The 23,275-nt window shown below is 29.5% G+C and carries 21 protein-coding genes and 1 pseudogene; 17 read left to right on the forward strand and 5 right to left on the reverse strand.

Annotated features, from left to right (window positions below; translation table 11 throughout):
- Positions 1-39: 39 nt before the first annotated feature.
- Positions 40-2,235, forward strand: coding sequence for a DNA topoisomerase III (locus HBE96_RS19945; RefSeq protein WP_169299465.1), 2,196 nt, complete (start codon positions 40-42; stop codon positions 2,233-2,235).
- A 291-nt stretch (positions 2,236-2,526) separates the two neighbouring features.
- Positions 2,527-3,642 carry an amidase domain-containing protein gene (locus HBE96_RS19950; protein WP_169299466.1) on the forward strand — a complete coding sequence of 372 codons (1,116 nt, stop codon included), beginning with the start codon at positions 2,527-2,529 and terminating at the stop codon, positions 3,640-3,642.
- A gap of 426 nt (positions 3,643-4,068) precedes the next feature.
- Here the strand turns inward: HBE96_RS19950 and HBE96_RS19955 are convergent, their stop codons facing one another.
- Positions 4,069-4,206, reverse strand: a complete 138-nt coding sequence (locus tag HBE96_RS19955; protein WP_243187004.1) for a hypothetical protein — start codon at positions 4,204-4,206, stop codon at positions 4,069-4,071.
- 213 nt (positions 4,207-4,419) lie between these two features.
- On the opposite strand from HBE96_RS19955, the pseudogene HBE96_RS19960 reads away from it, so the two are divergent.
- From HBE96_RS19960 to HBE96_RS19975, 4 genes and pseudogenes are all read left to right on the forward strand, one after another.
- Positions 4,420-4,749: pseudogene (locus HBE96_RS19960) on the forward strand (solute carrier family 23 protein); the annotation flags it as partial.
- A 447-nt stretch (positions 4,750-5,196) separates the two neighbouring features.
- Positions 5,197-6,582 (forward strand): peptidoglycan binding domain-containing protein, encoded by a 1,386-nt coding sequence (locus HBE96_RS19965; protein WP_169299468.1) that lies wholly within the window; start codon positions 5,197-5,199, stop codon positions 6,580-6,582.
- Between the two features lie 580 nt (positions 6,583-7,162).
- Positions 7,163-8,083 (forward strand): exonuclease domain-containing protein, encoded by a 921-nt coding sequence (locus HBE96_RS19970; RefSeq protein ID WP_169299469.1) that lies wholly within the window; start codon positions 7,163-7,165, stop codon positions 8,081-8,083.
- A 346-nt stretch (positions 8,084-8,429) separates the two neighbouring features.
- Positions 8,430-8,603 carry a hypothetical protein gene (locus HBE96_RS19975; RefSeq protein ID WP_169299470.1) on the forward strand — a complete coding sequence of 58 codons (174 nt, stop codon included), beginning with the start codon at positions 8,430-8,432 and terminating at the stop codon, positions 8,601-8,603.
- Between the two features lie 81 nt (positions 8,604-8,684).
- Here HBE96_RS19975 and HBE96_RS19980 read toward each other — a convergent pair whose 3' ends face one another.
- Positions 8,685-9,269 carry a DJ-1/PfpI family protein gene (locus tag HBE96_RS19980; RefSeq protein WP_169299471.1) on the reverse strand — a complete coding sequence of 195 codons (585 nt, stop codon included), beginning with the start codon at positions 9,267-9,269 and terminating at the stop codon, positions 8,685-8,687.
- 158 nt (positions 9,270-9,427) lie between these two features.
- On the opposite strand from HBE96_RS19980, the gene HBE96_RS19985 reads away from it, so the two are divergent.
- From HBE96_RS19985 to abc-f, 4 genes are all read left to right on the forward strand, one after another.
- On the forward strand, positions 9,428-10,321 hold the full coding sequence (locus tag HBE96_RS19985) for a LysR family transcriptional regulator (protein ID WP_169299472.1): 894 nt from the start codon (positions 9,428-9,430) through the stop codon (positions 10,319-10,321).
- Positions 10,322-10,725: 404 nt separating this feature from the next.
- Positions 10,726-11,154, forward strand: a complete 429-nt coding sequence (locus HBE96_RS19990) for a MarR family winged helix-turn-helix transcriptional regulator (RefSeq protein WP_169299473.1) — start codon at positions 10,726-10,728, stop codon at positions 11,152-11,154.
- A 121-nt stretch (positions 11,155-11,275) separates the two neighbouring features.
- Complete coding sequence (locus HBE96_RS19995; protein WP_169299474.1) at positions 11,276-12,067, forward strand: nitroreductase family protein; 792 nt, start codon at positions 11,276-11,278, stop codon at positions 12,065-12,067.
- 190 nt (positions 12,068-12,257) lie between these two features.
- Complete coding sequence (gene abc-f / locus HBE96_RS20000) at positions 12,258-14,150, forward strand: ribosomal protection-like ABC-F family protein (protein ID WP_169299475.1); 1,893 nt, start codon at positions 12,258-12,260, stop codon at positions 14,148-14,150.
- A gap of 360 nt (positions 14,151-14,510) precedes the next feature.
- Here the strand turns inward: abc-f and HBE96_RS20005 are convergent, their stop codons facing one another.
- On the reverse strand, positions 14,511-14,831 hold the full coding sequence (locus HBE96_RS20005; RefSeq protein WP_169299476.1) for a GGDEF domain-containing protein: 321 nt from the start codon (positions 14,829-14,831) through the stop codon (positions 14,511-14,513).
- 232 nt (positions 14,832-15,063) lie between these two features.
- Between HBE96_RS20005 and HBE96_RS20010 the strand changes: the two genes are divergently transcribed.
- From HBE96_RS20010 to HBE96_RS20035, 6 genes are all read left to right on the forward strand, one after another.
- A complete protein-coding gene (locus HBE96_RS20010; RefSeq protein WP_169299477.1) occupies positions 15,064-15,744 on the forward strand; it encodes a response regulator transcription factor in 681 nt (226 codons plus the stop codon).
- Entirely contained in the window at positions 15,725-17,137 is a 1,413-nt protein-coding gene (locus tag HBE96_RS20015; protein ID WP_206155009.1) for a sensor histidine kinase, read from the forward strand. The genes HBE96_RS20010 and HBE96_RS20015 overlap by 20 nt, the downstream gene beginning before the upstream one ends.
- 248 nt (positions 17,138-17,385) lie before the next feature.
- Positions 17,386-17,952, forward strand: coding sequence for a phosphatase PAP2 family protein (locus tag HBE96_RS20020; protein WP_483416379.1), 567 nt, complete (start codon positions 17,386-17,388; stop codon positions 17,950-17,952).
- 19 nt (positions 17,953-17,971) lie between these two features.
- On the forward strand, positions 17,972-18,571 hold the full coding sequence (locus HBE96_RS20025) for a phosphatase PAP2 family protein (protein WP_169299478.1): 600 nt from the start codon (positions 17,972-17,974) through the stop codon (positions 18,569-18,571).
- Positions 18,572-18,635: 64 nt separating this feature from the next.
- A complete protein-coding gene (locus HBE96_RS20030) occupies positions 18,636-19,931 on the forward strand; it encodes a VTT domain-containing protein (protein WP_169299479.1) in 1,296 nt (431 codons plus the stop codon).
- A 110-nt stretch (positions 19,932-20,041) separates the two neighbouring features.
- A complete protein-coding gene (locus tag HBE96_RS20035; protein WP_342590206.1) occupies positions 20,042-20,794 on the forward strand; it encodes an MFS transporter in 753 nt (250 codons plus the stop codon).
- 318 nt (positions 20,795-21,112) lie between these two features.
- Here HBE96_RS20035 and HBE96_RS20040 read toward each other — a convergent pair whose 3' ends face one another.
- Positions 21,113-21,772, reverse strand: coding sequence for a FusB/FusC family EF-G-binding protein (locus HBE96_RS20040; RefSeq protein ID WP_169299480.1), 660 nt, complete (start codon positions 21,770-21,772; stop codon positions 21,113-21,115).
- Between the two features lie 290 nt (positions 21,773-22,062).
- On the reverse strand, positions 22,063-22,341 hold the full coding sequence (locus HBE96_RS20045) for a CD3324 family protein (RefSeq protein ID WP_169299481.1): 279 nt from the start codon (positions 22,339-22,341) through the stop codon (positions 22,063-22,065).
- 263 nt (positions 22,342-22,604) lie between these two features.
- On the opposite strand from HBE96_RS20045, the gene HBE96_RS20050 reads away from it, so the two are divergent.
- On the forward strand, positions 22,605-23,261 hold the full coding sequence (locus HBE96_RS20050; RefSeq protein ID WP_243187006.1) for a zinc-binding dehydrogenase: 657 nt from the start codon (positions 22,605-22,607) through the stop codon (positions 23,259-23,261).
- Positions 23,262-23,275: the final 14 nt, after the last annotated feature.

Here is a 23,275-nt window from a genome sequence, read left to right on the forward strand (position 1 = left end):
AGTAGTGCAAATAATAGTAAGAGAGGAATGTTTTTATACATGGGAAAAGTTTTAGTTTTAGCAGAAAAACCTTCAGTGGGAAGAGAAATTGCGAGGGTTTTAAAATGTGGTAAAAAAGGCAATGGATGCCTGGAAGGGGAAAATTATATTGTAACTTGGGCTTTGGGACATTTAGTTACTTTAGCAGACCCAGAGGCTTATGATGATAAATATAAAACATGGAAAATGGAAGACTTACCAATGCTTCCAAAGTATCTGAAGTTAGTAGTTATAAAGCAAACTGGTAAACAATTTAATGCAGTTAAGGAACAATTAAATAGAAAAGATGTAGTTGAAATTGTTATTGCTACAGATGCTGGAAGAGAAGGAGAATTAGTAGCAAGATGGATAATTGAAAAAGTTAGGGTAAATAAACCTATAAAAAGACTTTGGATTTCTTCTCAAACGGACAAAGCTATTAAGGAAGGCTTTAGAAATTTAAAACCTTCATCACAATATGATAATTTATATAGAGCTGCACAATGTAGGGCAGAAGCGGATTGGATTGTAGGACTTAATGTTACAAGGGCATTAACTTGTAAGCACAATGCTCAACTTTCAGCAGGAAGAGTTCAAACTCCAACTCTGGCTATGATTGTTCATAGGGAAGAGGAAATTAAAAACTTTAAACCAAAGGATTACTACAGTATAACTGGAAGTGCTAATGGATATACTCTTCAGTGGCAAGGTGGTAAAGGACATTTTAATACCTTTGATGAAGATTTTGCAAACAAGATAGTATCAAAGGTTAATAATCAAAATGGAAAAGTAGTTGATGTAACAAAGAGTGATAAGAAAAAGTACGCACCAGCGCTTTATGATTTAACAGAGCTTCAAAGAGATGCCAATAGACTTTTTGGTTTTTCTGCAAAGCAGACACTTTCTATAATGCAAAGATTATATGAAAATTATAAGTTCCTGACTTATCCAAGAACAGATTCAAGATATATTTCAGATGATATAGTACCTACACTGCCAGATAGATTAAAGGCAATATCAGTGGGAAACTATAGTAAATTTGCTATGGAAATTATGAAGGGAAGAATAAGATCACATAAAGGATTTGTGGATAATAGTAAGGTTTCAGATCACCATGCTATAATTCCAACAGAAGAAAAAGTTAATCTTTCAAAGCTGAGCAATGAAGAGAGAAAAGTATATGATTTAGTAGTTAAAAGATTTTTAAGTGTAATGCTTCCTCCATTTGAATATGTGCAAACCACTGTAAAGGTAGAAGTTAACGGAGAAAACTTTGTAGCCAGTGGAAAGGTAATTAAATCAAAGGGTTGGAAGGCTGTATATGATAAAGATGAAGATTTCGATGAAAATGATGCACATGAAAATGAGTTAAAGGAACAGGTGCTTCCACAGATAAATAAGGGAGATAGTATAAAGCTTACATCAGTTAAGATGCATAAAGGACAGACAAAACCGCCTGCAAGGTTTAATGAAGGAACATTACTGTCTGCTATGGAAAATCCACAAAAGTATATCAATATGAATAAGGAATATGCTAAAACTTTAGGAGAAACAGGTGGACTTGGAACAGTTGCTACAAGGGCAGACATAATTGAAAAATTATTTAATACTTTTTATTTAGAGAAAAAAGGTAAGGAAATAATCCCAACGTCTAAAGGAAAACAGGTTGTGGAATTGGTTCCAGAAGATTTGAAATCACCACTTTTAACTGCAAAATGGGAAACTGACTTAAATTTGATAAGTAAAGGAAAACTAAATGATAAAAGTTTCATAGGTAATATGAGAAATTATTCAATGAAGCTTGTGGAAGATGTAAAAGGAAGTCATGATAAATTTAAACATGATAATTTATCAGGTGCTAAATGTCCTGAGTGTGGCAAATATATGCTTGAGGTAAATGGAAAACATGGAAGAATGCTTGTGTGTCAGGATAGAGCCTGCGGTCATAGAGAAAATTTAGCAAGATTAACTAATGCTAGATGTCCGAACTGCCACAAAAAGCTAGAGCTTAGAGGACATGGAGAAGGACAAATTTATGTGTGTACAACTTGTAGCTTCAGGGAAAAAGCAGCATCTTTCAATAAAAGATTTGATAATAAGGAAGGCAAGAACAGTAAAAGAGATGTAGCAAACTATATGAAGAAGATGAAGAAAGAAAGTGAAGTTCCAATGAATTCAGCTTTAGCAGATGCATTAGCTAAATTAAATTTAAAATAAGAGAAGGAAAAGAATATTAGATATAGTTTTTTAGAACAATAAATAACTATTTAAAGGAGTATTTCAAAACTAAACAATTAGTTTTGAAATACTCCTTTTATATAAAAAAATACTTGACCTGGAGTTAAGTCTAAGTTAAGTATTTAAAAATTAAACATATTTAGAAGAAATTAGTGTGTTACTTTTGCTATTATTAAGGGAATAATAGTCTCATAAAATTATGAAAGGTAGTAAGTATTTCTAGTATAAATATTATGTATTTTGTATTAAAAAGTAAAGGAGAATTAGAGTATGAAATTTTATATGACCAAAAAACATAGATTAATAAATATAAAAATGATAATATTAGCTATTCTAACTTTACTAATATACATATGTAATACTAATCAAGTATTGAGTAGTAATGCTGATTGTAAAGAAGAAATCGTAAGTTCTATAGAAAAGATTTTCAAGATTAGAAATAAGGCTATATTAGATAAAAATTTGGAAATGGTGGGATCTATTTATGATAGAAGTACTAAATATGGAAATTGGGCTTATGAACATGAAAAAAAGAAGATAAACTATATTCATAATTGGGAACAAAAACAGGGAGTTAAGTTTACTGATATTTCAGCTAAAACTGTAATTAGAAGTATTAAAGGTAATGGAGACAAATATACAGTGAATTTGTTATGTTCAATGGAGTATAAGTATATATATGAAAATGATCCTCAACTAATAAATATATCTAGAATAGGGATGCACCATTTGCTAAATATTATAGATAAAGATGGGGTATGGCTAATTACAAAAGAATGGTATGAAGATCCTTTTGCAGATTCCTTAAATTTAGATAATTTAAAAGTGGATTCTATTAGGCAATATATATCCTCACAACAATCAAGAGATATTTCTAATATAAGCAGTAGAAGAATAAAGGCTGTAGAATATGCTGATCAATATTGTGGAGCAGCTAATGATGAAGTATTTGGATTTAAATATAATAAAAAATATAGAGACTATAATCCTATGGGAGGAGATTGTGCCAATTTTGCATCTCAAATATTATTTGAAGGTGGAGGATTTAGAAAAAACTCTGCCTGGAATTATGATAACAAGGGTGCAACTCGTGCCTGGTTAAATGCGGATGGATTTAAGGAGTATATGATCCATAGTGGCAGGGCATCTGTTATTGCACATGGAAGTTATGAAAAGGTATATATAGAAGGCTATAAACTGCTTCCAGGAGATTTTGTTGCCTATGAAAAAAAAGGTGATGTTAAACATATTTCAGTTGTAACAGGTGTTGATTCAAAAGGATATCCTTTAGTTAGCTGTCATAATACAGATAGGAATAGAGTACCCTGGGATCTTGGATGGAGTGACAGAAATATAAGATTTTGGTTGATTCATGTAAACTATTAACATATGAAGTAACAAAAGTGTATTTATGTTGTTTATGAGTATATTTTAGATATCTTTAAAATATAAGATACTATAATAAAGATAAAAACAGTAGAGACGGCTTTTAGTACTAAGAAAAACCGTCTTTACTGGTAGAAATTTACCTGCCTTTTGTTTTTTGGTTTTACTCAATTTTCAATCATTTCCTTATGTTCATAATTAAGTATATGATGATGCCAAATATATCCTGGCTCCAGACTAGGATTGAAAGGATAGAAATTATCACCCGACGTTACATCATATACCTCAGAATCCTGTGGAGCATAACGAACTCTAATTGTCAGGGGTTGTTAAGAGTACTTTTCCGGCCACTTTCATTTGGTGAAGGCAAAGATGGATAGTAATAGGGCTTTGTGTTGATTCAAGGTCTGGTGGAAAAGATAGTTTCTATCTAGGTCTTCTATGCTCACAATGTCCAGGTACCCATCGTCGTTCCCAATGTCCAGGAATCCACCATCCATTAGGACCACAACGTTGAGGACGAGGACGTTGTGGAGGGTAATACTGAGGCCGTTGACGGGTCATATTATAATCCATCATTGAATAAAGCGGCATATATGAGTAAGGTTCATAGTTATAATACATGTATATACCTCCATAATAATTAACTACTATATTATTATATGAAGAAGTTTAAAAAAGGTGCATTTATTTATATATGGAATTACATCATAAAGATAGATGAAAAAATTATAGGATTTTTAGAAATTGATGATATAATACTATACATGTGCAGTTGCTACTTTACTCATTGGAATTTATGCAAATCTTCCACTAGCTATGGCCCCAGGATTAGGGTTAGGTGCTGTGTTTGCATTTGTAATGGTAGGAAGTATGGGTCTTAATTGGCAGACTGCTTTAGGTGCAGTATTTATATCTGGTGTTGTGTTTTTCTTACTAGCTATAACAAATGTTACAAAATCTATTATAGAAGCTATTCCTAAGGACCTTAAATCAGCAATTGGAGTAGGTATAGGCTTATATATTTCTTTTATTGGTTTCAAAAATGCAGGATTAGTTGTTACAAATAAAAGTAATATAGTGGGACTTGGCAACCTACAATCTTAACAATTATAATGATGCCTTTGACTTTTAGTATTGTAGAGGGTATGTCATTTGGATTTATATCTTATACAGTTCTTAAGCTTGCTGCAGGAAAATATAAAGAAATAAATCCTATTATGTATGTACTTGCAATTATATTTATAATTCATCTAGCAATAGCGTAAGGTGAAACAGAATTTAAAGGTAAAAGAAGAACTTCATTATAAAGAGAATTTTAGATTAAAAATGAATAAAAATTTAGTATATTGATAAACTTAATAATGTGTTATAGAGGACGCATTATAACGCAATGTGAGGGAACAAATAAATCCAGGCAGGAGTAATCTAAAAAAATTATTTGTTAAAGTGAAAAAGGCTGAAATTTATCAGCCTTTTTTGTATTAAATGACCCTAATTGCTAAAAATAATTTTAGAACAATGTAATAAATTATTTTATAAGAGGGGGATATTGTGGAAAAAGAAAAAAATAGACATAGTAAAATAGTTACAAGTACTATAATTTCTATTTGTACTTTGATTGTTATATATTTTGGTATAGCAGCATATTTTAAAAATCATTTTTATTTTGGATCGCAAATTAATCATGTTAATGTTTCAGCTAGAACTGTAGAAGAAGTAAAAGAACAAATGAAGTCAAAGTTAATGGCATATACGCTGAATATAAAGGAGCGTGGAGGTAAAAGCGAAGAAATTAGATCTATTGATATTGGTTTAAAGTATAATTCAGGAGGAGAATATAAGAATTTTAAAGATAGACAGAATCCTTTAAAATGGATGTCAGCTTTTTTTAGTACAAAAAATTTAAAAATGACAGATGTAGTTACATATGATACCAAACTATTGAAAGAAAGAGTGGAAAAGATCTCCTGTCTTGATAGTAGAAATATAGTTGAACCTAAAGAGCCCAGCTTTAAATATACAGATAAGGGCTATATGGTTATAGATGAAGTAAAGGGAAATAAGATTAATAAGGATATTTTATATTATGATGTAACAAAGGCAATACTTAATGGAGAAACTGAAATAGATTTGGAAGCAGCTAATTGTTATGTGAAGCCTAAATATACTTCAAAATCTCAAAGAACTATTGATATTAAAAACATTCTTAATAAATATGTATCTTCAAAAATTACCTATGCTTTTGGAAATCATAAAGAAACTATAGATAGTTCCATAATAAATAAGTGGCTTAAAATTAATGAAAATTTTGAAGTTGTAATTGATGAACAAAAAGAAAAAAGTTATATTAACTCATTGTTTAATACTTATAACACGGTGGGAAAGACAAGAAGTTTCGTTACAACTTCAGGAGAAACAATAAATATTAGTGGTGGCGATTATGGTTGGTACATTAATACTAGTAAGGAAATACAAAATTTAAATGAAGTAATTAAGGAAGGAAAAACTATAATAAAAGAGCCTGCTTATATTCAAACTGCTTCTTCTCATGATAGTAATGATATTGGGAATACATATGTGGAACTGAATCTGACGAACCAACATTTATGGTTTTATAAAAATGGGAGTCTAATAGTACAAGGGGATGTTGTTACAGGTAATGCCAGTAGTGATGATTTAACACCTGAAGGTATTTATAGGTTAAAATATAAAGAAAAAAATGCAACACTAATAGGTCAGGATTATAGTACTCCTGTTGAGTTTTGGATGCCCTTTAATAAGGGAATTGGAATTCATGATGCAAGTTGGAGAGATGAGTTTGGAGGGAATATATATAAGACAAATGGTTCTCATGGTTGTATAAATTCACCATACTATTTAGCAAAGGTAGTATTTGATAATATTCAGATAGGAAATCCTATTGTTTGTTATTATTAGATATGTTGAGATATAAACTTATACTGATATAGCAAAAGGCATGTAATAATGGATTTCAATTTCTGAACATGTATCATTTAAAAGAATTTCACAGCGCTTCCATAGTTATTGTAAATTTAAACAATGATGCAGATGGTATTCATATATATCAGCTTTATTTGTAACTCCAGCAAAGGTAGATTTAAATAAAACTAAAAAATTCAACACTAATCAAGAGCTGGATCAGATAAAACATTATAAGAAGGATAAGACTATTACTGTGTACAGCGATGTAAAGACAGGTTATAATTTATATACTGCTTATAGAATATATAATTGATAAAGTTAAGGGGACTAGAAAATAGATTAATATTTATGAAATATGTGATTTAAGAAAGAGGACGTTTGGCATTAAGAACGTCCTCTTTCTTATGCTTTTTTCATTTAAAGTAATGATATAATTTAATGAGAATTAATTACTCGACTTTTTCAGAGGAAAATTGTTCCTTAAAAAGTACTTTGCATTGTGCTTATATAAAGATCCAATTTTATATATGCCAAAGTTGAGTCGATTATAATTGTAATATTGTGGAGGAAAGAAATGAATTTTATAGCTATAGATTTTGAAACTGCAAATGAAAGAAGAAATAGTCCATGCTCAATTGGTATTGCCGTTGTTAAAAATGGACATGTTGTAGAAAAAATACATTATTTAATAAGACCTAAAGAAATGAGGTTTATGCCAATTAATATTGGAATTCATGGAATAAGACCAGCTATGGTTGAGAATGAATTAGAGTTTGATAAGGTATGGGAAAAGATTAAGCATTATTTTAATGGAAATTTAGTAATAGCTCATAATGCTTCCTTTGATATATCAGTTTTAAGAAAGACTGCAGAACTTTATTCTATAGATCTGCCAGAGTTTAAATATATTTGTACCATGAAACTTAGCAAAAATTTTTATAAAGGAATTGAAAATGTAAAATTAAACACAGTAAATGACTTTTTAGGATATGAGTTCAAGCACCATGATGCATTGTATGATGCTCTTGCATGCAGCAATATATTACTTAGTATAGCAGCGGAGTTAAAATGTGATGATATTGGTGAAATATCTAAACTAGTAGGAGTAAGCATTGGGACTGTAGATGGCAGCGAATATAAGCCGTCACGTATTAAAGGAATGACAATAAAAACCTCTAATAGAATTTATGTTCCTAAAAAACAAAGTGTATGTGAAAGATTAAAAGCTGATGCATATAAAAATGAAGTGGTGGTGTTCACTGGAAGGCTGGATTCTATGTCAAGAGATGAAGCTATGAGATTAGTTAGGGTACTTGGGGGAACTGCAGGAAGTTCTGTTACGAGAAAGACAACAATTTTAGTTACTAACATGAAAGATATAAAAGATTTGCGTAGGGAAGAAATGAGCACTAAGCTTAAAAGAGCAGTGGATTTAAATGAAAAAGGACAAAATATAAGTTTTTTAAATGAAGAGGAGTTTTTGAAAATAGAATAAGTTTAAGATTAGTTATGATGAATCGTACCATAAATGACTTCAATATTATTGAACATATTTAATACAGTAGGTCTTAAAATAATAAAACAAGCCTTAATTGCCAATATAACGGTGATTAAGGCGTTAATTAAAGCAAAGATGCAGGCATTGGAGGTGGTTCTACAATGATGATGTTTTACCCGGAAAGAGAACTTACTGTTGTTTATTTGGGATGCGGTTTCGTTCTTGGTTTAGAACATTTTCAAAGAATACGGATTTTTTGAATGCTGAAATGATTGTAGTAGTTACTGGATAAAAGAATAATTACACTTTTACTCGGTAAAAATAATCTATGAGGTGATAAAACATGACTCATATAAAACAAGAAATTAATAAAAATGGAAACATGCAAAATGGAAAAGATATAAATTTAGGAGCTTCAGATATAGTAAATGGTGCTGGACCACAATATACTATTAAAGGAATTGAAATGGAATCAGAAATTGAAGAAGTATTAGAAGAAAGCAAAAAACACGGCTAATAGCTGTGTTTTTTCTTGGTTGTGTAACAAAGTAAATTATAAAAATAAATGTTTATTTTTGTAGGAATTCTCATTGTTTTTCTAAAACCCCATTAGAGTCTTAACATTGTTACAATTTTCTTTAGATGTAAGCATCTCTAAAAGTTTAAAAGCTACATTGAAAGCAGTTGAAGGATTATAGGAAGTGATTATATTTTTATCTACGACGATAGGCTCATAAGCAAGAACATTTGCACCAAATTCAGATAATTGTGTTTGTCTTTCACCATTTCCTAAATTATATGTTGTGGCATTTCTATGAGTTAGTACTCCACTTTTTCCAATGGGAAGTGCACCAACACAAACAGAAGCAATTATTTTTCCTGCCCTGTCAAATTCTCTGATTAAATTTAAAAAATCTTCACTATAAGCATCTTCATAAAAGCCTGCTTCTTCAAAACCTCCTGGTATTGCAAGTGCGTCAAAATCATCAATGTTAACTTCACTGATGTGCATTTCAGGAATCACTGTGAAGTTAAAGGTGCATTTCAATTTTTTTCTTATTCCCACAGTTATTAAATCTGTAGTGCCATCACCATCTGATTTATTCCATCCAATAACATCTGTAAAAACACTTGCTTCTACTGCTTCAAAACCGTTGGCAAGAAGTAATAATACTTTTTTCATACTTAAAAATCTCCTTTACTTATATATATTTTTTGAGACTTGGTTTTCTAAATTATAACTCTATGTGTACTATCAGTAAAATTGAAATAAATGAAGCAAACAATCGAAATATATGATATTGTAATATTATATATTTAAGGGATAAAGGAGTGAGATTAATGGAAATTAGACATTTACAAACATTTATAACTATAGTTAAACTTGATGGATTTACAAAAGCAGCGGAGCATTTAGGATACGCTCAATCCACAATAACCTCTCACATTCAAATTTTAGAAAATGAACTAGATGGAGCTTTATTTGATCGATTGGGTAAAAAAATTATTTTAACTAATGTAGGTAAGGAGTTAGTTCCTTATGCTAAGCAAGTGTTAGAGGTATATAAAGAAATTAAGAACATAACTTCAGATCAAAAGGGTGTGTCTGGCGATTTAATTATTGGGGCGTCAGAATCATTAACCATATATCGGCTAGGAAAAATTTTAAAGGAGTATAAAAAAAGCTTTCCAAAGGTAAACATCATTTTAAAGAGTTTAAAGTGCAGTGATTTAAGAAGTAAATTACACAATGGAGAATTAGATATTACACTTACTATTGAACCGGAAATCATGGATAAAAATTTAATTGTTAAAAATTTAAAAGATGAAAATATGGTCATTATTGGTGCACCAGATGCAGATTTAGAGTTTCTATCAGAAAATTTTGAAGGTGAAGCAGCAAGAGAAAGCATCATATTTACTGAAAAAGGATGTATTGCTAGAATGGCCTTTGAAAATTACTTAAGACAGAAAAAAATAAGGTATGCAAATCCTTTAGAATTATCAAGTATGGAAGCTATTAAAAAATGTGTAATGAATGGATTAGGAATTTCATTTCTACCTTTTTATATAGTGAGAAATGAGATAAAGGAAGGAAGGCTTAAGATGACAGAAGTAATGGAACCATTTGATAAGTTTAGAACTCAACTTGCGTATCATAAAAATAAAAGTATATCATTGCCAATGAGTAAATTAATAGAAGTTATATTAAAAAACTCTAGTAATTGGATATAAATATAGAGGATATTAATAATATACTTGATAAATACATTCTAAATTTATAGTATATAATTTTTGTAAATTAAAAAAATTAGTAGCTTTCAACTTTGAGTGAGAGGCTATTATTTTTTTGAGTTTTTTTCTATTTATATAAATACTTATTTATTGCTTCTATTCCAGCCTTTAATATTCTATCAGAGGAAATTTCTTTTTTTAAAAAACCACTCTATTCACAATAGAATTAATCATATCATATCTTAAGAATATTTAATTTATTAAGAGTTTTAAGATGGTAAATTTATAAATGATTCGTTCTATAAAAACGATAATTGATTTAACAGTATATAACTTGACATTAGTTCGGTAGCGTACTATACTTATATTAATAGTAAGTGAAAAAGATGGGAGTATTACTCATTATGAATAAATATTTGGCTATATCTAAAGTTTCAAAAATAAGAAGTGAGATTTTTAATTATATTGAATGTGAACTTAAAAAGCGAGGAATTGAGGGACTTGTAGTGTCACATGGTAATATATTAGATATACTCTATGATAATAATGGAAAATTAACTATGAAAGAAATAAGTGAAGGAATTAATCGTACAAAGTCTACAGTTACTCAGTTAGTGGATAAATTATTATTAAACGGATATGTTACCAAAGAAGCAAATTTAGAAGATAGGAGATCATCTTATATAGTATTAACCCAAAAAGGGCTAAGTATAAAGAAAGATTTTAAAGAAATTTCAGAGAATGTGATTAAAGAATTTTTTTATGGTTTTACAGAAGAAGAAGCTGAAACTTTACTTATGTTATTAAATCGGGTAATAAACAACTTTACCTGATAATTTTTTACAATTATAGTTCGGCACCGAACCAGTAAAGGGGGGGAATAAAAAATGACATAAATTAATGTAGTGTATTTTAGGTTATAAAATTAAAAAAATATTCGAAGGAGATATTAAAATGAATGAAACTATAGAAATAGTAAAAAGTCTTAAAACTGTTAGGAAGTTTTCTGATAAAAATATATCAGAAGATAATTTGGAACTTATATTAAAATCATGTGTAAATGCAGCCACAGCATCAGCAAGACAAACCTATTCTATTATAGTTGTAGATGATAAAAAAGTTATGAAAAAGATAGGATATGTTGGTGACAAAATGCTGGTATTTTGTGTTGATTTTAATAGAGTGATGGACTCAGCTGAATATTTAGGATTTCAATATAAGCATGAAGTGCCTATTGTAGATTTTATAACAGGCAGCACTGATACAATCCTTGCTGCGCAGACTGCTGCTATTACTGCGAAATCTCTTGGAATTGATTCTTTTTTTAGCAATTGTGTACATAGAGGGAATATTAATAGAATATATGATTGTTTAAACTTACCAAAAAAATATTGTTTTCCAATAGTTGCATTGATACTTGGATATTCAGGTGAAGAAAAAATAAAATTCACAAAGAAAGGCAGATTAAGTGGAGAAGGAGTAATACATTTTAGTAAATACAAGAGATTAAATGATGAAGAATTGAAAAATATAGTTTTAGAATATGATAGCGAAGATAAACACTTTCTATCTTTAATTGATAATTGGAGAGAAAAAGGATATAAGCATTACCTAGAATATTTTTATGAAAAATGGTGTGGATGTTCAAGAACAAATGAGAAAAATGATAATCAAATAGAACCTAATAGTCAATATAGTGAAGTAGAAAAGATGTTATTGAAGACTGGATTTTTATCAGAAATGTAGTGAACTTTAAAGGTTGCACTTCTTATTCAACATTGGAAGCATTGACAATTTAGTATACTTAATAAGTCTTAGCAAGTAGAAAATGCTACTTTTTTATTAGTTGTTTACTATAATACTAATTGTTTTATGTTTTTTATAAATGATATATAATTGAAAAGGAAAATAAGCAGATTTATAAGGAGTGCATTACATGTTAGTTAAAATTACAAATGGCTGCGTTACTTTTGGCGCAAATACAATATTATCTAATATAGATTTTGAAATAAATGAAGGGGAAAAAGTTGCTTTAGTTGGACGAAACGGATGCGGAAAGACAACTCTGCTTAAGTTGATTTCTGGTGAATATGAGCTTGCAAAGCTTGATAATGGTGAAACATCCTCCATTATTACAGCTAGAAATATAACTATTGGTTATCTTAAGCAGATTACCTTTGAAGATGAAACTGTTACTCTTGAGGAAGAAGTAAAAAAAGCCTACAAGGAAATACTTGATATGGAAATTAGAATGGAGAAACTTCTTGGTGATATGGAAAGCGGTTCAAATAATTCTGCAGTTAAGAAATATTCAGAATTACAGGAAAGATATAATCTGCTCGGGGGATACTCTTATAAGAAGGAATATGAGAGTGCTATTAAGCAGTTTGGTTTTACAAATGAGGATAAGTCAAAGACTCTTTCAGAGTTTTCAGGAGGACAACGTACTAAAATTGCCTTTATTAAGCTTTTACTCAGTAAGCCGGATTTATTGGTATTAGACGAACCTACCAATCATCTTGATATTAATGCTATTGAATGGCTTGAAGAATATTTAAAGTCATATAAAAAGTCAGTTCTTATAGTTGCCCATGACAGGGAATTTTTAGATAAAATTGTTGGTGCAGTTTATGAAATTGAGCGAGGAAAAATCACAAAATACGCTGGGAATTATTCTGCATTTGCTGAAAAGAAGCGTATTGAGTGGGAAATACAGCAGAAAAAACACATTGAACAACAAAAGGAAATAGCTCATTTAAGTGGAATTGTTGAACGTTTTCGTTATAAAGCTACCAAAGCGGCTATGGCACAATCTAAAATAAAGCAGCTTGAGCGTATGGATATTGTAGAAGCCCCTGAGACCGCAGATACAAATAGCTTTCATGCGGATTTTGAACCTGAATACCAAAGTGTTCAATTGGTATTGTCAGTAAAGGATTTGAAAATAGGCTACAGTGAAACACTTTCAACAGTTTCACTTAATATAACTCGTGGTGAAAAAATAGGGATTATTGGAGGTAACGGATTAGGTAAATCTACCTTTTTAAAAACTATTGTTGGTGCAATACCTCAGCTTGGAGGTAACTATTCCATTGGAGATAAGGTTAAAATTGGATACTTTGACCAGCATATGGCACAGTATAAAAGTGATAAAACTGTATTGGATGAATATTGGGATGAGTTTCCTAACTTAACTCAGACAGAGGTTAGAGGTGCTCTTGGAGCTTTTCTTTTTACACAGGAGGATGTGTTTAAACCTGTTAATGCCCTTTCTGGTGGAGAAAAGGTACGTTTGGAATTATGTAAGATATTAAAGCGAAGACCAAACTTTTTGATCCTCGATGAACCTACAAATCATATGGATATAATAGGTAAGGAAACTTTGGAGAAAATGCTCATGGATTATACTGGTACGGTGCTTTTTGTCTCCCATGACAGATATTTTGTGAAACAGATTGCTTCGTCAGTTTTGGTATTTGATAATGGTAATGTTGACTACTACCCTTTTGGATATGAGTACTATTTGGATCAGGCAGCAAAGAAATCTTGTGAGGAAGAAAAACTTGCAGTTAAAGAAAAAAGTAAAAAGAAAAAATTTACAACGCCTGGCAAGGAAAGAGCTAAAATGGAGGCAAGGATTAAAAAACTTGAAGTATTGCTCCAGGAATGTGATGAAAAAATTGCAAAACTTGAAGAAGAGCTTCAATCGGAAGAGGTTGTTTCCGATTATGTAAGATTAACGGAGCTTCAAGAAGAACTTATATTACAGGAAGAGCTCAATATGAGCTATTTGGAAGAATGGGACGAATTGCAGGACAAATTAGCTTAATAATTTAAAAATAATGTGACGCAAGGGTGCAGTAGCAGTTTGTATTTTAACTTTTATTCCATGATATATGGTAAGTGTTTCATCACTGCTAAATGTTTTAATTATTCAAAAATTTTGAGCTAAGAATAATACTAAAACAATTTAGCTAATGTGATGAAACACTTACCATATATCATTACATAAAAGTTAAAATACAAACTAGTAACTTCAAGCGTATACATATAATTAAATTGTTTTATTAATATCGTAATTTGTTATAAGCAATTTTTAATATTAGAATTACAATAGTTACTACACAACTTTTTAGGTGGAGGGAGCATTGAATATATTAGCCACCAATTTTTATATGCGAAAGTTGAGTTAACATAATTCTATCTTGTTTCTTCCATTAAGTTTTGCTTTATATAAGCAATCGTCTGCTCTTTTGATTAATGAGCTGATATTGTCATCACATTTTAACTCAGCTATTCCTATACTTATAGTAATATGTGAGCATTCATATTCAAATATATAGTCGCTAACTTTAAGTCTAATTTTCTCACACAGGCCATAACCAGCGTTTAACTGCGTATTACACATCAATATTAAAAATTCTTCACCACCAAACTTCTCGTTAATTCCTAATTTAGTAGTAACTAAAGTAACAGCTAGAATAAGTAAAATAAAAATATATAAATCCATGAAAATCCTCCAATATTTCTACATTACTAACATGTAAAAAAGTTTACACTTTTTACCGATTTTTTTTATATAAATAGATTTTGTATGTCTAATTATATCATTAATTAAGAAAATGTAATTTTTTAATTCAATTTTAATTTTCAATAGATAATATAGGATATGATAGAGTAAGTTATATTTAAGTTTACTAATTTAATTCAGTAATCTAGGAATAGCATGAGGTGATGGTAATTTGAAGGATTTTAAAATTCTTTTAGTGGAAGATGAAAAGCAAATGTCAATGCTTATTGAAATGGAGCTTGTTCATGAAGGATATAAAGTTGATACAGCCTATGATGGTAGAGAAGCTTTAAAAAAAGTACAGAATATGGAGTATGAATTAATTCTTCTTGATATCATGATACCATATTTGAATGGTATTGAGGTTTGCAGAAGAATAAGGGAGTTTTCTTATGTACCCATAATAATGTTGACAGCTAAAGGAGAGGTACCAGATAAAGTTTTAGGACTTGATGTTGGTGCCAATGATTATTTAACTAAACCATTTGCCATAGAAGAATTGTTAGCAAGAATAAGGGTATATAAAAGGGATAAAACCTTAAAGAATAAAAATGATGAAATTAAAGTTAAAGATATAGTTATGGACAATAAAACTCATCAGGTTTGGAGAGGTAATAAGGAAATTGAACTTACTAAAAAAGAATATTATCTTCTTGAAATGCTTTTAATTAATAAAAATATTGTACTTACTAGAGATAAATTAATTGAGGAGATATGGGGGTATGATTATGATGGAGATACCAATGTGGTAGATGTGTTTATAAGATATTTGAGAAGCAAAATTGATAATGGCTTTGAAGATAAACTTATAACTACTATAAGAGGAGTAGGATATGTTATTAAAGATAATTAATCGTGTTTTAAAGGTTATTAGAAGTGCAAAAATTTCTATAAAGCTCACAGTAATATATGTTTTTATGTTTTCGTTAGTATTACTTTTGTTAAATGCATCAATTTTGTATGGTGTTAAGTATTATATGTACAATCAAGCAAATAAACAGATAGAAGATATGCAAACTATAGTGTTAAATAAGATTACATCACAAAATGAGCGGATAGATTTGGCAAGTAAAGAAATTTTATCAAACTTTCCGTCTAAAGAAAATGTATCTGTAAGGATAATACAACAGGATGGAAAAGTAATAAATTCATCAGAAAAGTTTGATTACAATATTAAACAATCTAATTTAAAAAAATCACCAAGTAAAGAAAAGCATATGGAGGATAAAGAGCGTCATTTAACATATAAAAATGTTAAATATGAAAGTAAAAAGTATGGCACTGTATATATTCAAATAGTAAAAGATATGCACAATGAATATGAGTTTATGAAAATATTATTTGTAGTTATGGCTGCAGCTGACTTTATAGGAGTTATTGCGTCTATTGTATTGGGATATATGGTAAGTAAAAAAATGTTGAAACCTATTGATCATATAACTAAAACTGCTGAGAACATAAGTATCAAAAATTTGAAGGAAAGAATAGAGGTAAAAGAAGGATCTGATGATGAACTTAAAAGGCTTGCCAGCACCTTTAATAAAATGATAGATAGACTTCAAGAAGCTTTTAATAGGCAGGCACAATTTGTTTCAGATGCTTCACATGAGCTTAGAACTCCTATTGCTGTCATTCAAGGATATGCTAATTTACTAGATAGATGGGGAAAAGATGATAGAAATGCTTTGGAAAAATCCATTTATGGAATTAAGTTAGAAGCTGCTAATATGGCTGATTTAATTGAAAAGTTATTGTTCCTTGCAAGAGGGGATAGTGATACTCAAGTTATAGAAAAGAAGGAATTTTGGCTTAATGAATTGATTGATGAAGTAGTGGAGGAAAGTAAAATAATAGCACAAGATCGCAGTATATGCAGCAATAAAAATGATATTGTGAAAATTTTTGCAGATCATAAGATGATAAAGCAGATGTTGAGAATATTTATTGATAATAGCTTGAAATTTACTTCAGAGAATGGAAGGATAAATATAAGTTCAGAAGTTCAAAACAAAGCTGTAAAAATAACTGTTAGTGATACAGGTATTGGAATACCTGAGAATGAAATTAAAAACATATTCAATAGATTTTATATTGTAGATAAATCTAGATCTAAAGAAAAAGGTGGTACGGGGCTTGGATTGTCCATAGCAAAATGGATTGTTGATATGCATAAGGGAACTATAAATGTAGAAAGCGAAGAAGGTAAAGGCACAAAAATAGTAGTGACACTGAATATAGATAAATAGCTGGTATAAGGTGAAGGAAAAAGTTTCTTTTACCTTATTATTTTTTTATTATGCTTATATTAAGTTGAAATTTTTTAAGAAAAATCTAAGAACGTTTTAATGTAATTTTAATCTTAATAGTTAATAATGTATAACATAATGAAAGCAAATTAGATGGATAAAATTATATATATTAATTGCTATTATAATAATATCTATTATTCCGGGAATAGCTGCATTTATTAAAGAAAAAAGAGATGGTGATAATAATGAAGATGATGTTAGCAATACAGGATCTTGATAATTATATTCTCTTAAGTATAAAGAATAAAATGCATGGATATGTAATGGATAAAACTATGGTGCTCATAACCTCTTTAGGCAATGGAGGAATCATATGGATTGTAATATCCATTTTACTAATGAGCAATAAAGAGTATAGAAATATAGGCTTTATGACTTCAGAAACGTTAATATTAAGCACAATTATTGGTGAAGGAATAGTAAAACATTTAGTTAGACGTATAAGGCCATGCAACCATTTAAATGAAAATAAGCTTTTAATTGCAGAGCCTAAGTCTTATTCATTTCCGTCAGGACATACACTATCTTCTTTTGCTGTAGCAGGGGTTTTGTCAATGTACTTTGCAGAATATAGTTTTATTTTTATAGGCATAGCATTTTTAATAGCTTTATCAAGATTATACTTGTATGTTCATTACCCAACTGATGTTATAGCTGGAATTATATTTGGATTGTTATGTTCAAAGTTGGTATTTATAATTTTACAACAAGGATATTTTGAAAAAATTATAGTAGTGTATAAAAATATGTAATAGAAGGGATATTTTAAATATGAATATGGAGTTTTTTAGATTAATAAATAATTTAGCAAATAAAAATGCATTGCTAGATAAAATAATGATTTTCTTTTCAAAGGATGTACCCTATATATTTATGGCAATTACCGCATTAGTGTTTATTCTAGGTGTCATTAAGAAAAATGAAGAGTTCAGAAAAGTATCTGTGAACACATTTATCATTACAGTAATTAATTTAATGTTAAGTTTTATAATTGGAAGTGTGTATTATGTAGATAGACCTTTTGTGCACAATAAGGTTAATTTGCTTGCTTTGCATGTTAAAGATGCATCTTTCCCAAGTGACCATGCTACAGGAACAATGAGTGTAGCGTTAGGACTTAGAAAATACAATAGAATACTTGGGATAATAATGACAATACTATCAATAGTAGTAGGATTTTCAAGAGTGTATGTTGGAAATCATTATCCTTCAGATGTTATTGGTGCTTATATTATAGTATTTATTACAAGTTGCTTCTATAATTTATTATTGAAAAGTAAAGTTGAAGGGCTTTATATGAAGGTTGAAAAGCTGTTAATTAATAAATTGAAGTTTGATAAGAGTATAGAAGACAATGTACTAAATGAATAATAAGATAATTTACATTCATACTGTACTAAGTTTATGAAAGGTAGATATTGGAGGGAGTTGCAAGTTGCAGTCTATAACAGTGCTTTTTAATCATTATGGATATATAGTTTTACTAATTGCATTAATGTTAGAGTTGATTGCGTTTCCACTTCCAGGTGAAGTTCTTATGACCTATTGTGGATTTCTTATAAATCAACAGAAATTAAACTGGTTGCTAAGTATTATAATTGCAGCAGCTGGAACAATTATAGGAATAACAATATCCTATTTTGTAGGAAGTAAACTAGGAGTTACGTTTTTTAAGCGGTATGGTCATTATATTCATTTAGGTCCAGACAAGTTAGATAATACTTCAGTATGGTTTAATAAGTATGGTAACAGATTAATATTAATTTCATATTTTATACCTGGTGTTAGACATATTACAGGATATTTTTCAGGAATAACGGAAATTTCTTATAAAAAGTTTGCATTGAATGCTTATATAGGAGCTTTGTTATGGACTGCAACATTTATTTCTTTAGGAAAGGTTTTAGGAACTAAATGGGAAAAGTATCACATTATGATTACTAAATATCTAATTATTAGTGGTTTGATAATAGCTCTAATTATAGTGACTATATATCTGTATAGAAATTATAAGCAACAAATTATTGAATTTACTTTAAGAATACTTGGAAATGCCACAAAAACATTCAATTCTTTCGGTAAAATTAAAGTTGCAGTAACAGGTGTTGCAATAGCTTTTTTAGTTTTTTTCGCACTTGTAATTGGTGTTACTCAAGATTTTTTAGCCCATGAATTTAATCAATTTGATACAGTTGTAACCTATTTAATAAAAACAATTTTTACAGAAAATTGGCGATATACGATGAAGTTATTTGATAATATAACATCTTTGAAGATATTAATATCAGTTGCAGTATGTGCGATTATATTAATTATGATAAAAGGTATTGATAAGTTTCTTGAAATTAGGTTCATGTTTTTAGCTATTGGTGGTGGAGAAGTTTTACAGACTATATTAAGGCTCATTTTTAGACGCTTAGGGCCATCAGGGCTATTACTAATAGAAGATATTAAATATACTTTTCCAGGTAAACAATCCTTAATGGCTACAGTTACATATGGATTTCTATGTTTTCTTATATTGCGTCATATAAAGAAAGATTGGATTAGGACTGTATCTGTGGGAATAACTATACTTATTTGCTTTCTAGGAGGCTTGAGCCCTCTATTTTACCAAATTCAATATCCAAGCGATGTTTATGCTGGGTACATTTTTGGCGGTGTATGGCTAACTTTAAATATTGTTTTATTAGAAGTATTTCGTATTTTACCTAAGGTACAATTGCAATAATAAGATATTAGGAAAAATTCAGATAAAGCTAGGAAGAGTTTTTGAAAATTATGGGAATATGATTTATAATTATATTATTAAATTATAGAAGAATAAAGAAGGGATGATGGGTGTACATTAATCTTAAAAAGGGCAAAAAAATTTTTGGTATTGAACGGAATATCTTCTTTACTGGCATAACTAGCTTTTTAACTGATACAACTACGAAAATGATATATGCTATTATGCCATTATTTTTAATGTCTATAGGTGCGTCAAAGACAGAAGTATCACTTATTGAAGGAATTGCAGAAAGCACTGCATCAGTTCTCAAAGCTTTGTCAGGATGGTGGAGTGATAAAATAGGCAAAAATAAACCTTTCATGGTTATAGGATATGGTTTTACAGCTATTTTGTCTCCATTATTTTCAATAGTAACTTCACCCTTACAGGTTCTAGTTATCAGATTCAGTGAAAGGGTTGGAAAGGGAATAAGAACTGCTCCAAGAGATAGTCTTGTAGCAGGTTCATCAAGTGATAGTGAAAAAGGAAAAAGTTTTGGGTTTCATAAAGCTATGGACAATAGCGGGGCAGTATTAGGACCATTGATTACTTTTATAATTTTATCAATTTTCCCTGGTGATTATCGTAAGGTATTTATATTTTCAATTTTACCAGGAGTACTTGGTTTGTTTACTATAATTTTCTTTGTGAAGGAGGCTAAAAAGAGTAAAGAAACTCTTCCTAAGAAAATTACTTTTAAGGACTTTCATGTTAAATATTATATATTTCTAGGGATTGCTTTCATTTTTGCATTGGGGAATTCAACTGATGCTTTGTTATTAGTAAAGGCTAATGTATTTAGTAATGCTAATAATACTTGACTTCTATACCAATAATATAGCTTTAATAAGGACTATTATTAAATACATTCAGAGTATGTTTTATTCAATCAGGCTACATACACGTCTTGCCCGCTAGTTACTGATTATCCTTAAAAATAAACTAAGAAAAACTTACTGCAAAATTATGCAGCATTTTTTTATGCTTAAAAGAAATGTTGCAAAACTAACAACTTTAGTTTTGCAACATCCCATTTTTTAAGTTTTTGTATGACAAAAAGATAGTTCACTAAAGGCTTACAATATAAAATATGGTAAGTTATTTTACACTTATAGAGAAAATTTAAATGTGCATACTTATTACTTTATATTGTTAACATTTTTTAAAATTCTCTCAAGCTTTTCAGTAGATGCAATTCGGTCATTGCATTTCTTACTGTCTAAACAAATATAAAAGCCTATTGACTTATAGGCACCTTCCCCTGAATTAGATGTTTTACAGACAGGTGAGACAAAAGCTACTTCATCTTTTCTTCCTACATGATTGCAAAGTGAACATATATGGGTATTGTTTGAGCTATGGTTTGGCATTCTACATGTCATACCTATGAGATTACCATTCATATTATATGCTACAAATAACTTTTTAATGGGTTCATCAATCCAACCTAAATATACATTCTTTGAATCTTGTGAATCCAAATTTTGCAATTTTAATTTCTTTTCTTTTTTAAACAGTTTACTGATTTGTGCATTTGTAACTTTTGGCATTCCATATACATATTTATCTAACCCATCTAAATATTTATCAATTTGGAATGGGTCATTTATTTCATTAATATCAAGAAGTTCTTTTTGTTCATGGGATAAACTTGTAAAAGTATTTAATATCTTATCGGATATATATGCCTTACTAGCTTCAACAATATTAATATCTACACAGCTTTTAAAAGTATTATTTAAATCATTTAAACATTTTTTTATATAATTATACTCATGTTTTTTTATGAAAGCTTCCATAAAATTTAGCACCTCTTTTCTAATATGTGTTATTTTTTATTATCAATAAATATAGGTATGTCATTGTTTTGGTTTAGCTACATTAATGAACCCACTAAAAAAAGATGATTATTAATACTCCAATCGAAAGTAACAATAATCATCTTAATATAAGATATACTTCATATTCACAATCATTTTATTTTTGAACCTTATCTTAAAATATAAATGATACTTTCATTGGATTGACACAATGAAATCATAACATAGTTTAAAATAAGCATTCAATCTAATAAATAATTCCGTAATGATTATGAGCATAGAAGTTTTTCCTTACCTATTATTCTTCTTATACTTTTTTCTGATAGATAATATTCTTGAGTTAGTTCATCAATAGTAGCTCCATTAATATATTTTTTATAAATCTCATTATTTCTCAATTTAAGGCTACTCTTTATACCACTCTTTTCTCCCCAGGTTTTATGATTTCCAATTTTTCTGGGTATGTAAAGATATTCTCCATCTACATATTCTTGTATTATTTTAACAATTTCCTCTGGCAACACATCTTGTGCTTTTACATGTTTCATTTCCTTACTCCTTCACTCTTATTATAGAATTGAAGCAAAGAATACACAAAAGCTATGTGTTACAGAGCCTAAAATATGCACGCAGTTCAGCTAATTTAACAACTTAGGCTCCAAACAAAGCATAGCTGAGTTTGTTGTAGTCCTTGCAAGGAGCAAGCTGATGTAAAGCTGAATGTATCATCATAGACCTTCATAAAAAATCACCCCCAATACGCACATATTATATCATGATTATCAAGTTTTATGAAATACTATGAAAAATATTGGCTTCTTCAAAGCTCTTTCAGGTATCTTCTTGCAACTGTATATTTTATATTTCCAATAATGTTATTGTACTTGGATGCGGTCCAGTAGGACTTTTGGCTCAAAAATTTTGCTGGCTAAATGGTGCAGAAAGAGTCATTGCAGTAGATTATATAGATTACCGATTAAAACATGCTAAAAAGTATAATAAAGTTGAAACGGTGAACTTTGAACAACATGATAATACTGGTGAATATTTAAGAGAGATTACACATGGGGGAGCAGATATTGTTATTGACTGCGTAGGAATGGATGGAAAGATGACACCTTTAGAATTTTTAGGAACAGGTGTAAAACTTCAAAGCGGAGCATTAGGAGGTTTTGTTATAGCCACCCAGGCAGTTAGAAAAGGTGGAATGATACAAGTAACAGGAGTCTATGGAGGAAGATATAATGGATTTCCTTTTGGAGATATAATAAACCGCAATATTAATATAAGAACTGGTCAGGCACCAGTAATTCCTTATATGCCAACACTCTATAATTTAATTGTTAAAAATAAAGTTGATCCTAGTGATATTGTTACTCATAAATTGCCACTTAATAAAGCACCTCATGGATATGAAGTTTTTGATACAAAAACTGAAGACTGTATTAAGGTCGTACTTAAACCATAAGAGATTTTAAAATT

This window comes from Clostridium muellerianum (genome assembly GCF_012926525.1).
Classification (GTDB): domain Bacteria; phylum Bacillota; class Clostridia; order Clostridiales; family Clostridiaceae; genus Clostridium_AM; species Clostridium_AM muellerianum.